Raw genomic sequence first — 12,209 nt, 5'->3', positions numbered from 1 at the left:
CCGATCAGTGGGATTCTTCGGGCTTGGGCTGCTCGAACACGCTCAGGTAATAGGCACGGGTGGCTTCGGGCACGTATTGCTCGATCCAGGGACGGAAGCGTTTTTCCTCGTGCATGCGCACCACGGCGGCGGACAGATAGGTACGCCATTCATCCTCGCCCTTGCGCAGCCCGATGGCGGCATCGGATATCTGGAACGGCTCCTCGATCAGGCGCAGGGCATCGTCGTTGCCAGTGATCACCACCAGGGTCGCCGCGTCATGCGTGTAGGCGTCGGCACGGCCTTGGCGAAAGCTCTGCAAGGCATCGGCGGCACTGTTCAGGCGCAGGGTCTTGACCTCGGGCATGTGCTCTTCGAACCACTTCGCCTGCACCGAGCCCTTGAGCGTCGCCAGGGTCTTGCCCTTGAGGTCGGCGATTTTCTCGATGCCGCTGTCCTTGCGAACCAGCACGTCACTGGCGCCCCAGCGGTAGGGCTGGGTGAAGGCGATTACGCGCTCGCGCTCAGGAGTGACCCCCAGGGTGGCGATCAGTATGTCGACCTTGCGGCCCAGCAACTGGGGCACGCGGTTTTCCGCCGTCACGCAGGTGAAGGTCACCTTGTCGGGCGAGCCGAGCGCCCATTCGGCGATCAGGCGGGACATTTCCACCTCGACCCCGGCGAAATCGCCGTTGTTGTCCTGGTAGCCGTAAGGCGGTTGATCACAACGCACGCCTGCGCGCAGCACGCTCTGTTCGCTGATGGAAGATGGAACGGGCGGCATGCTTTCTGCGGCCATCGCCTGTGCGGCGAAAGCGAACGACGTGGCGGCGATCAGGGCGAGCGGTATCTTGTTGAACGATGACATGGGTGTCTCCTGTTTGTTGTTATCGCAATGGGCGAGCCGGAACTCGTGCATGACCATGGCAGTTAGGAGTATCGGAACCTTGGTATAGGAGGCTCGCCGTGGGTTCCGATCACGATGGCGAGTGCTTGGCTGCAGTTTTAAAGGGATTGGCTCATACTGACAAATGCCAATATGCTAGTAGTCCATGCGTAAATGATATGGGGATGTCATGAACTTCAAGCAGGTAGAGGCCTTTCGGACAGTCATGTTGTCGGGCTCGATGACCGCCGCCGCGGAAGCCCTGCACACCTCCCAGCCCAATATCAGCCGGCTGATCGGGCAGTTGGAGCGGCTCAACGGCTTTGCCCTGTTCGAACGCATCGGCAGTCGTCTTGTCCCCACGGACGAGGGCACGGCGTTCTTCAACGAAGTCGACAGGGCTTTCATCGGTTTGCGCAATCTCGAGCATTCAGCCCGGCATATTCGTCAACTGGGCACTGGCCAGATACGCATCGCCGCCGTGCCGTCCCTGTCCCTGACCTTGTTGCCGCGCGCCATCCAGCGCTTTCGTCAGGATCATGAGCAGGTCGCCATATCACTGCATACCAGCGGCTCGACAACGATCGCTCGATGGGTCGCTTCGCAATACTGCGATTTTGGCCTGGTGTCCTTCATCGGCGAGGAAACCCCGGGAGTGAATGCGCAGTTGATTGGCGACCTGGCGGGAGTGTGCATTCTTCCCAGAGGTCACCGCCTGACCGCATTGGAGCAGGTCGGCATTGACGATCTGGCTGGCGAGGAGTTCATCTCGTTGGCTCACGACGATGGCACGCGACAACGTATCGACCGGCTGTTTCAGCAGCATGGCGACCGTCGCAAACTGAGCCTGGAAGCGCGTTATGCAGCGAGCATCTGCAGCATGGTGGGCGCCGGTCTGGGTGTCAGCATCGTCAGCCCGCTGGTGGCCCGCGATTATTTGCATGCTGGCATCGAAGTACGGCCTTTTGCGGGTGATATGCGCTTCACCAGCTACCTGCTACACCCGGATTACCGCCCGCAGAACAGTCTCGGTTCACGTTTCGCCATGCTGTTGCAGGCAATGTTTAGTGAGGATTCAGAGACTGCCCGCTAGCAACGAATGCCCCTGGTGTCGCGACAACGGTCATACATCGGCCAGGGTGGTCGATGTGCCCGAGGCGGCGAGCGGGATATCGTAATGTGGGATGGCAGCCATAAGGCGTAAGCAGCAGCCCGTAGGATGGGTGAAACCCATCAATATTGCCGATGGGTTTCACCCATCCTACGGGGCCATGGCACGAATGTAGCCTGGATTAGCCGCAGGCGTAATCCGGGGCCGAAGGCCTTATCCTTCGGTTAACGCGGATCATCGACCGGCCGCTTGCTACACTAGGACGCGTTCGAGGAAATGCCAAAGGCTTTACCGGCTGCGCTCGACCATCCCGAGAATGATCGACTGCAGTTCGTCCTGGGCCTGCTCTTCGCTGATATCGCCGGCAACGGCGGCGTCCGAAACTGAGTCGGCGGCGCCGAGCATGGCCCACATGCTGGCTGATGAGATGCCGCTGGGTGCGGCGAAGGGGGCCAGGATCGCTGCGCACTTTTCGATGAAGGCGTGCTGGTAGCGTTTCTTCACCGCGGCCAGTTCCGGGGAGCCGTTGAGGGCTGCCACGACATCGGATATTTCACGGCCCTGGGTCAGCACGCAATTGACGTAGCTGGAGGCGATGACGCGGGCCTTGTCCTGCAGGTTCGCAGCAGCGGCTTCGACGGCGGCGTCGAAGATCAGGGTCTGGCGCTCGTCGTAGTCCTGATAGAGCGCTGCCAAGAGCCCGTTGCGGGTGCCGAAGTGGTCGTACACCACTGGCTTGGTCACGCCCGCTGCTTCGGCCAGTCTGCCCAGCGTCAGGGCATTCGTGCCTTCATCGCCGATCAACTGCCACGCCACTTCCAGAAGCTGACGTGTGCGTTCCTCCCGTGGCAGGCGGCGACGTGGCGATGCGGGGGGCTGCGAACTCATCGATACTCCAGGGCGTTTCAGGATTGCTCGGCGAACAGCTTACGGCCAATCGCCTGCGCCGTCTCGAGGTGTGCCTCCGGGAAGCCAGGATCGGAGGCCAGCAGAAACCGCGATGTCGCTACCGATGCGCCACAGTAATCGAAGATGCCGTGGTCGATCTGCGTCTTCATCGCCTCGGCATAGCCGTGGCGGGTGAAGGTGCCTTCGTCCGCACCGCCGATGGCCACCAGGTGTACCTGCAGGCGCTGCAGTTTCTTGACGACCTTGCCGTTCTCGGCATCCTCATAGGCCCAACCCTGGGTGAACACACGGTCGATCCAGCCCTTGAGCAGGGCAGGGAAAGACCACCAGTAGATGGGGTAGACCAGCACCAGCGTATCCGCACGGTCGAGGCGCGCGTGTTCCGCCGCGACGTCTGCCGGTGCCTGGGCCTTCTTCTGGAACAGGGCGATGTCGGCTTCGTTGAAGCGTGGGTCGAAGCCTTCCGCCGCCAGGTCGGCGATCTCGGCCGAGTGCCTGGCCTCGGTTGTGGCGACCCCGTCGGCGATCTGTGCGGCAACCGCATGGGTGAGAGAGTGTTGATCCGGGTGTGCAACAACGATAAGGGCGTGCATGTTCGGTACCTCCATTGGTCAATTACCTACTATTAGTAACTTACTTTTGGTAGGTTGTCGAGCGGGTCGATGACCTTACAGCGCTTGTTTGACCCGTCATTGCATGGATTTCTTGAGAATCAGCTGCAATTGGCCCGTATAATCATCGGTAACTTTTTGTGTCCGCCGTCCCTGGCGGCCACTCTGCAGGCCGTCGGGAGCGATGTCGAAAATCGCTCCCGACGATTTTTTTGTTTCAGAGGGAAGTGGCTTATGTCGGCACATCGAGTAACCGGTCTGGCGCGTGCGATTGGCGCTGGTGTTCTGTCCTTTGGCCTGCTGTTCGCCAGTGCTGTGCGCGCCGATGATGCGGTGACCCTGACGCTGTACAACGGCCAGCACGAGGCGACCGGCAAGGCTGTGGCGGCTGCTTTCGAGAAGAAGACCGGGATCAAGGTGCTGATCCGCAAGGGCGGTGGCGGCCAGTTGGCCAACCAGATCGCTGAAGAGGGCGAGCGCTCGCCGGCAGACATCATCTACACCGAAGAAGCACCGCCGCTGATCAAGCTCGGCAGCCAGGGCCTGCTGGCCAAGGTGGATGAGAGCACCCTGGCGCAGATCGACGCGAAGTTCTCCGACGACAGCGGCAACTGGATCGGCATCACTTCGCGTGTGCGTGTGCTGGCCTACAACCCGGATCTGGTCAGCGAGGCCGAACTGCCGAAAAGCGTGCTGGAAGTGGCTGACCCGGAGTGGGCGGGCAAGATCGCCTTCGTGCCGAGCAGCGGCGAGTTCCTCGGTCAGACGGCTGCGGTCATCCGCATCAATGGCCGTGAGGCTGCCGAGGAATGGCTGACCGGTCTCAAGGCCTTCGGTGGCACCTACACCAACAACGTCATCGCCATGAAGGCCGTGGAAAATGGCGAGGTCGGTGCCGCACTGGTGAACAGTTACTACTGGACGGCGCTGAAGAAAGAGAAGGGCGAGCTCAAGTCCAGGCTGCACTACTTCGCCGATGGCGACGCGGGCGGCCTGTCGAGCGTGTCCGGCGCGGCCGTGGTCAAGGCCAGCAAGCACCCGAAAGAGGCCCAGCAGTTCCTTGCCTTCATGATCAGCGAGGAAGGGCAGCAGGCCGTGCTGAGCAAATCCGCCGAGTACCCGGTCAACCCGAAGGTGCAGGCCGATCCGCTGCTCAAGCCCTATGATCAGCTCAAGCCGCCGGCGATCACCGCCGCGCAGATTGGCCTGGCCGAAGATGCGCTGGAACTGCAACGCGAAGTTGGAATGAACTGATCATGCAGCCCCAGGCAGTAAACCCCGAACTGCCGCTACCCCCGGTAACCGTCACCACGCGGCGGCGCAAGGCACCACCGATCTGGCTGCAGATTCCGGTACTGGCCTTGCTGCTGCTCGCCGCGTTGCCGTTGTTCTTCGTGGTCGCTCGCGCGGCGCAAACCGGCTTGCACGAAGCCTTTGCGCTGCTGTGGCGGCCATTCGTTTTCGGCCTGCTGGCCAATACCATGAAGCTGATGGTGCTGGTCACCCTCGGCTGCGCGCTGATCGGCCTGGCGCTGGCCTGGCTGGTGGAGCGTAGCGACCTGCGCTGGCGCCGGCACTGGAACGTGCTGTTGTGCCTGCCGTTCGCTATTCCCTCGTTCGTCAGTGGTTTCACCTGGGTGTCGATCAGCCCGATGTTCGAAGGCCTGGGTGGCACGGTGCTGGTGATGATTCTGTCGAAATACCCGCTGATCTACCTGCCGGTGGTCGCGGTATTGCGCAATCTCGACCCTGCGCTGGAAGAGTCGGCACGGATGCTCGGTTGCAGCCGCCGCCAGGTGTTCTGGCGGGTCACGCTGCCGCTGTTGCGCCCGGTGCTGATGGCAACCAGCCTGCTGGTGGCCGTGCACATGCTGGTCGAGTTCGGCGCGCCGTCGATCATGCGTTACCAGACCTTCACCACCGCCATCTACCAGCAGTTCGAGCTGGAGTTCAGTGGCAGCAACGCCGCCATGCTCTCTGCGCTGCTGCTGGCGCTGTGCATGATGCTGCTGTGGGGCGAGTTTCGCCTGCGCGGGCGCGGCTATGCACGTACCGGCCAGGGTGTGGCACGCAGTGCGGCGCGGGTGCGCCTGGGTCGCTGGGGCGTGCTGGCTCAGATGCTGTTGCTGGCTCTGGTGGCCATCGGCTGCGGTGTACCGCTGGTGATGCTGGGTTTCTGGATCGTCGAAGGCAGTTCGGCCAGCTTTCCGGTCGTGGAAATCGCCCAGACGTTGTGGTCGTCGCTGTCCTACTCCTTCGGCGGTGCCTTGCTCAGTTGCCTGCTGGCGCTGCCGGTGTGCCTGGTGGTGGTGCGCTACTACGGGCGCATGGCCGCGCTGGCAGACAAACTACCGTACTTGCTGCATGCCTTGCCGGGGCTGGTGATCGCGCTGTCGCTGGTGTTCTTCGCCCTCGGCTACGTGCCCGCGCTGTACCAGACCAGCATTCTGTTGCTGGTGGCCTATGCGCTGCTGTTCATGCCGATGGCCCAGGGGCCGATCCGCGTGGCGCTGGAAAAAGCTTCGCCGCAGTTGGAAGAGGCTGCTCGCACCCTGGGGCATACGCCAATCGCCACCTTCCTCAGGGTAACCCTACCGATCATCTCGCCAGCCATCGGTGCCGGTTTCGTGCTGGTCTTCCTCGACTGCATGAAGGAATTGACGGCCACTTTGATTCTCGGCCCAACCGGCCTGGAGACCCTGGCGACCAAGGTCTGGTCGCATACCGGAAACCTGGAGTACGCCGGCGCCGCGCCCTATGCCGCGTTGATCGTGCTGGTGTCGGGGTTGCCGGTTTACCTGCTGACTACGCGCGCTTATCGGCATACGTAAACGAGGCGAGAGGTACAGGGTGGACGACGCTTTATCCGTCCACCGTCACCGTCCTGCGATCACAATGGTGGATGAAAAGAGCGTCATCCACCCTACGCGGCTGCCATCCCGACATGCCTGATCATACGAAGTCATTTGGTTCCGTTATCCAGCACATAACAGAGGCGCAGCCTTAACGCCCCCGCTTTCAAGGTGTATCGTTCGCACCCCGTAGGGTGGGTTAGCGGCGCCATACATCGGCCTTACCGACGATGCTCATTTCGCGCGGCGCGTAACCCACCGAGCGATAGTTGCCGACAAGACCCTGCCAGGTTATGCCTCGACGGCGGTCTGTAATGGCCATTCCCGCTTCAGGAGCAGGCTTCATGAGTTTCACCCGTAGACAGGTATTGGGCGGTCTGGTCGGTCTTGGCGTCGTTGGCCTGGGCGCTGGCGGCGCGCGTTATTGGCTGGGGCGCCCGTTCGACCGCAAGACCCACGACTACGAGCTGATCGCCGCGCCCCACGACATCGAGCTGGTGCCCGGCCATGTCACGCCTGCCTGGACGTTCGGCGGCCAGGCACCCGGCGTCGAGCTGCGTTGCCGCCAGGGCGATGAACTGCGGGTGCGATTCATCAATCGTCTGCCCGAGCCGACCACCATTCACTGGCACGGCATCCGCCTGCCGCTGGAGATGGATGGCGTACCCTACGTATCCCAGTTGCCGGTATTGCCGGGCGAGTACTTCGACTACCGCTTCGTCACCCCGGATGCCGGCAGCTACTGGTATCACCCTCACGAGTCGAGCGCGGTGCAACTGGGCCGAGGCCTGGTCGGCCCGCTGATCATCGAGGAACGCGAACCCACCGGTTTCCTGCACGAGCGCACTCTGTGCCTGAAGAGCTGGCACGTGGACGAGCAGGGCGCTTTCACTGCATTCAGCGTGCCTCGCGAAGCGGCACGCGAGGGCACCCGCGGGCGCCTGTCGACCATCAATGGCGTATCGCTGCCGACCCTGGAACTGCCGGCCGGGCAGGTGGTGCGCCTGCGTCTGATCAACGTCGACAGCACCATCACCTACCGCCTCAACCTGCCCAAGGGCGATGCCCGCATCTATGCCCTGGACGGCAACCCGATCCAGCCGCGCCCGCTGGGCAAGGAATACTGGCTGGGGCCGGGCATGCGCATCGACCTGGCGCTCAAGGTGCCAGACGTCGGCAGCGACGAACTGTCGCTGCGTAACGGGCCGCTGCGCCTGGCTACCATCAAGCCGCTGGCCAGCAGCGAGCCGGCCGGTGAATGGCCGCCCGCTCTGCCGGCCAACCCAGTGGCCGAGCCGGATCTGCAGCGCGCCGAAACCCTGCGCTTCAACTTCGAATGGGCAGCCGCACTGGCATCACCCGCCGATGAAGCCGCCGGCCGCTACAAGTACTGGCAGATCAACGGCCAGGCCTGGGACATCAACGACAAGACCTGCGCCGATCGCCCCATCGCCAGCTTGAAGAAAGACGGCCACTACATCTTCGTGCTGCGCAACATGGCCCAGTACCAACACCCGATCCACCTGCACGGGCTGATCTTCAAGGTGCTGGACTCCAACCGTCGCAAGATCGAACCGTACTACACCGACACCTTCCTGCTCGGCAAGAACGAGACCGCGCGTATCGCCTTCGTTGCCGATAACCCTGGCGTATGGATGTTCCACTGCCACGTCATCGACCATATGGAAACCGGCCTCATGGCCGCCATCGAGATCGCCTGACATGAGAGCCCCGCTGATCATCGACCGCAGCCACGACGAACGCTTTATGCGCGAAGCGCTGGTGCTTGCTGGTAAAGGTGCCGAACTTGGCGAAGTGCCGGTTGGCGCCGTGCTGGTGCAGAACGGCGAGGTGATCGGCCGTGGCTTCAACTGCCCGATCTCCACCAACGATCCCAGCGCCCACGCCGAAATGGTCGCCATCCGCGCCGCCGCCCAGGCCGTCAGCAACTACCGCCTGCCCGGCAGCACCCTGTACGTGACCCTGGAACCCTGCGCCATGTGTGCCGGACTGATCGTCCACTCGCGGGTGCAGCGCGTGGTATTCGGCGCCAGCGAACCACGGGCGGGCATGGCGGTGAGCCGTGGGCAGTTTTTCGAGCAGGGCTTTCTCAACCATCGGGTGCTGGTCGAGGGTGGAGTGCTGGCGGAGGAGTGTGGGGCGGTGTTGAAGGCGTTTTTCAAGGCGCGGCGGGGCTAAAGTACGCTGGTGTCTGTGAACGGTGTCTGAGGTTTGGCGTGTCTGGTGGCTAATCCATTGTCTTGGTGATCTAGCCCGGATACGCTTTGGCCCTATGCTGTTTTTATCGGGCAAAAGGACTTGCGATATTGGTGCATAGCTCCCCGTAATTTTTATGCCATCCGCTTTTCGTGGGGCTTTGCGCCATTTTGCGAAAAGATTATCCGACAGTCCTGTTTGGCAGGTGATGCACCATTGATGTCTATTTATAGTTAGGCCTTCTGGAAGTACGTAATCTCCCAACAGAGCTCGGAAGCACAATTGTTGGCCCAAGCGCTTTATCAGATCAGGGTCTTTTATCCGATCACTTGAGTAGCAATAGCCATAGTCCAATGAAGTGCGGCTTGCCGCGCATCTAGCATACGCGCTGCACAATGAGGCTTTGGCCATTGGTAGAGGGCAAAGGCTTCGATGTTGAAGCAGTCTTGGCTAAAGTCGAAGCCATAGATCAAATCCTAAAAACGGCGGGTGGCACAGGTTTTTTCAGCTAATGCGTACCGAGAACCCCTGACAAAATATGCAAGGTCGCTCGCTTCGCTCACTCGAGATGGGCTAAAACCCACCATTTAACCAAAGGTTAGGCGTTACCAGAATCGACATGAAAAAATACATTCCGATACTTATCGTTCCCGTCATAAACGGCTGCTCAATGTTCCCTGAGACAAAAGAGGAATTGATCAGAACAGGAAATCAAAGCCAAAAATATTGTATTTCGGCAGAGCGAAGTGTTGTTGAGCCACGTATTGAGGCCTATTTGTCTAAATGCTTTCGCCCTAGTTATGTAAGTGTTGGAAATGGCACGGGCTTTATTAACAACCAAACTCTATCAAAATCTCAAGAAAATGATAAAACCGAATTCTCAGTATCAGTTCCATCCGGTACAGGAGCAGGATATTTTTTGAATGTGGTTGTCACCGATGGTGAAGCCAACTGCAAAACAGAAATGTCGGCCACTGCCTATAACTTTATGTGGGAGCGGAATTTCAGCAAGCTGCTTGAGAGTGCAAACGGCGGACATCCTTGGTGCCCCATGTAGGCCTGACCAGCTCGTAGGGTGGATAACGCTTCATCTATCCACCGTGTCGTTCGGACGTCACGTAGTAGCAGGTAAACAGCCGGTAATCTGTAACTGCCAGAGTGGATGAAAAAATATCATCCACCCTACGCAGAGCAAGCCAGTGATATGCGGGAGTCTCGGAACACTCAGGGAAATTTGGTGCATGGGTTTAATTATTGATAGGTAGGTGGTTTTAGAGGGGCAGAGAGGCTTCAGGAGATAATCGTGATCTATCCCAGAATACTGATTTTGCGTTAGTAGTGAATAGGAGATACCAAAAATTGAAGAGGTTTATATTGGTCGGATTTGCCGCTTTAGTTTTGCCAGGTTGCACCTGGACTGCTGCAACTGAGATTGCACCAGGCCAGTATGCAATTACAAGTCACGGCAGCGCCTTTAATTCTCGTGCGGGATTGCTGGAGAAGATAAATAGAAAAGCGAGCAAGGTATGCAATGGACAGTCATACCGGCTGGAGGGCGACGCTGATGCCAATATGCTGATCGCTACGAAAACCCAGTTTGGTGACACACCCACTACAGTGCTTGGGCTCACTGCGATTTGTGATGAGGATCGCCAGTAGGTTGGTTGTGCGCTGAGTTCGTCGGATAATGGTGGGGCCACTTAAAGCCCCTGCCACTCGCCAGAGTCAGCTGCACGGTTGGGATTCATCGAGTCATCAGGCGAACAGCCAGAATACTTTCAGGAGCAACGCGGTAAGGCGGATCAATCCTTGTAGGATGGACTACGAAGCGTAATCCGTCGTTTACCGCGTGCCTGTTGAACTCGTTGCTTAACCAACACCTCTCTTTCTACCTGTAACGTTCGGTGTGGTTTCGTGCGGCGGATTACGCCTTCGGCTAATACGCCCTACGGTTCTATGTGCAGGCGGTTGGGGAGCTCTATCGGGTCGAGCGCTGGCCGTAAGCTGTCGTTTTTAGATCGCCCCCACGCTTTTCGTAGGAGCGATCAAGTGTTTAGCGCTCAGATCACCCTGAACCCGTGCGTGCCATCCCGGCCCAGTTGTTCGACCAGGCCGAACTCCCAATCCAGATAACCCTGCATCGCTTCGCGTGGATTGTCCGTGCCCTCGTAGGGGCGGCGGTAGCGGTCGCTGCGTGGGACGGCCAGGTGCTGTTCGCCGGATTCGTCGGGTAGGCCTGCGGCGAACCAGGCGGCGTTGCCACCGGCGAGCAGGAACACCGGTTTGCCGGTCAGGGTGTGCAGTTCGCTGACCACGAAGCGAGCCAGCAGGCTGCTGCCGCAGGTGAGTACGTAGCGCTCGGCCACTGGCAGGTTTTCCAGGGCTTGCGGCAGTTGTGCGCGGATGGCCCAGTGGGCTCCGGCGATATGGCGTTTGACGTGGTTGGCGCTGGTGGTGAAATCGATCACCACGGTGTCGCCTGCCGCTAGCCAGGTTTGCAGGGTGTGCGGGCTGATTTCCTCGGCCTGTGGCAGGGCGGGCAGGGGAGCGGGCCAGGCGCCGGTTTCGCTGAAGGCGCTCGGCGGCAGATTGTCCAGCACATGCACGTCCCAGCCCAGTTGAGCCAGCCAGGAGGCGCTCATGTTGGCGCGCACGCCGTCGTCGTCGGCCAGGACGATGCGCGCACCGCGTACGCTGGCGAAGTGATCGGTTTCCTGTACCAACTGGCCGCCCGGCGTGGAGCGCGAGCCGGGCAGGTGGCCGGCTTCGTATTCTTCCGGGGTGCGCACGTCGAACAGGTAGGTGGTGCGTGCCGGTTGTGCCTGCCAGCTCGCCAAGTGTTCGAGCGTGGCACGGCCGACACCGGCCTTGTCGGCCACGGCGCGGGCAGATTGTACGGCCTGTTCGTGGTTGCTCGCGCTGACCTCGCCAAAGCGGCGGCTCTGGCCGTGTTCCAGTTGCTGACCGGCCAGCGTCCAGCCGATGGTGCCGTTGCGCAGCGCGGCGACCGGGTTGGGCACGCCGGCATTCACCAGCGACTGGGTGCCGATAATGCTGCGGGTACGGCCGGCACAGTTGACGATGATCTGCGTGGCTGGATTCGGCGCCAGTTCGCGGGCACGCAGCACCAGTTCGGCACCGGGCACGCTGATCCCGGTGGGGATGCTCATGGTCTGGTATTCGTCGAAGCGGCGGGCGTCGAGCACCACCACGTCGGCCTTGGCATCGAGCAGGGCCTGTACCTCTTCGGCGGCCAGCGACGGGGTGTGGCGCTGACTTTCCACCAGCTCGCCAAAGGCCTTGCTCGGTACGTTGACATCGCGGAACAGCTCGCCACCGGCGTTGCGCCAGCCGGCCAGTTGGCCTGCCAGCAGGGCTACGTTGCTGTAACCGAGTTTCAGCAGACGCTCGGCGGCGACCTGGGCCAGGCCTTCGCCATCGTCATAGACGGTGATCGTGGTGTCGCGGCGCGGCACCCGTGCGTAGATTTCCAGCTCCAGTTTCGACAGTGGGATGTTGGCGGCGAACAGCGGGTGTTCTTCGGCGAAGGGCGCTTCTTCGCGCACATCGATCAAGGCGACTTCCTGCTGTTGCAGCAGGGCGGTGCGGATGTCGGCGAAAGAGCGGGTTACGACATGGCTCAT

General features: G+C 60.8%; 10 protein-coding genes. 6 read left to right on the top strand and 4 right to left on the bottom strand.

What is annotated here, in order from left to right:
- Window positions 1–4: 4 nt before the first annotated feature.
- Window positions 5–847, bottom strand: coding sequence for a transporter substrate-binding domain-containing protein (locus DNK10_RS20425; protein WP_131192830.1), 843 nt, complete (start codon window positions 845–847; stop codon window positions 5–7).
- A gap of 208 nt (window positions 848–1,055) precedes the next feature.
- On the opposite strand from DNK10_RS20425, the gene DNK10_RS20420 reads away from it, so the two are divergent.
- Window positions 1,056–1,958 (top strand): LysR substrate-binding domain-containing protein, encoded by a 903-nt coding sequence (locus tag DNK10_RS20420; protein ID WP_131192829.1) that lies wholly within the window; start codon window positions 1,056–1,058, stop codon window positions 1,956–1,958.
- A gap of 306 nt (window positions 1,959–2,264) precedes the next feature.
- On the opposite strand, the gene DNK10_RS20415 is transcribed toward DNK10_RS20420, so the two are convergent.
- Together DNK10_RS20415 and DNK10_RS20410 are read right to left on the bottom strand one after the other, a co-directional pair.
- Window positions 2,265–2,864: a TetR/AcrR family transcriptional regulator gene (locus DNK10_RS20415; protein ID WP_131192828.1), complete on the bottom strand. Its 600-nt coding sequence runs from the start codon at window positions 2,862–2,864 to the stop codon at window positions 2,265–2,267.
- Between the two features lie 17 nt (window positions 2,865–2,881).
- A complete protein-coding gene (locus DNK10_RS20410; protein WP_131192827.1) occupies window positions 2,882–3,478 on the bottom strand; it encodes an NAD(P)H-dependent oxidoreductase in 597 nt (198 codons plus the stop codon).
- A gap of 252 nt (window positions 3,479–3,730) precedes the next feature.
- Here DNK10_RS20410 and DNK10_RS20405 point away from each other — a divergent pair, with 252 nt between their 5' ends.
- The 5 genes from DNK10_RS20405 (at window position 3,731) to DNK10_RS20385 (ending at window position 9,622) form a co-directional block, all read left to right on the top strand.
- Window positions 3,731–4,750 carry an extracellular solute-binding protein gene (locus tag DNK10_RS20405; protein ID WP_131192826.1) on the top strand — a complete coding sequence of 340 codons (1,020 nt, stop codon included), beginning with the start codon at window positions 3,731–3,733 and terminating at the stop codon, window positions 4,748–4,750.
- 2 nt (window positions 4,751–4,752) lie between these two features.
- Window positions 4,753–6,327, top strand: coding sequence for an ABC transporter permease (locus DNK10_RS20400; RefSeq protein ID WP_131192825.1), 1,575 nt, complete (start codon window positions 4,753–4,755; stop codon window positions 6,325–6,327).
- 365 nt (window positions 6,328–6,692) lie between these two features.
- Window positions 6,693–8,069, top strand: coding sequence for a multicopper oxidase family protein (locus tag DNK10_RS20395; RefSeq protein WP_131192824.1), 1,377 nt, complete (start codon window positions 6,693–6,695; stop codon window positions 8,067–8,069).
- A gap of 1 nt (window position 8,070) precedes the next feature.
- The gene (tadA, locus tag DNK10_RS20390; protein ID WP_131192823.1) at window positions 8,071–8,547 is read left to right on the top strand and encodes a tRNA adenosine(34) deaminase TadA; all 477 of its coding nucleotides are present in this window, start codon (window positions 8,071–8,073) and stop codon (window positions 8,545–8,547) included.
- A gap of 637 nt (window positions 8,548–9,184) precedes the next feature.
- Window positions 9,185–9,622, top strand: a complete 438-nt coding sequence (locus DNK10_RS20385) for a hypothetical protein (protein ID WP_131181824.1) — start codon at window positions 9,185–9,187, stop codon at window positions 9,620–9,622.
- Window positions 9,623–10,625: 1,003 nt separating this feature from the next.
- Here the strand turns inward: DNK10_RS20385 and DNK10_RS20375 are convergent.
- Window positions 10,626–12,209, bottom strand: a complete 1,584-nt coding sequence (locus tag DNK10_RS20375) for a rhodanese-related sulfurtransferase (protein WP_131192821.1) — start codon at window positions 12,207–12,209, stop codon at window positions 10,626–10,628.

The organism is Phytopseudomonas daroniae (genome assembly GCF_004327275.1).
GTDB lineage: Bacteria > Pseudomonadota > Gammaproteobacteria > Pseudomonadales > Pseudomonadaceae > Aquipseudomonas > Aquipseudomonas daroniae.
Note: the sequence above shows the minus strand (reverse complement) of the source record. Positions and strands in the feature narration are given on the sequence as shown.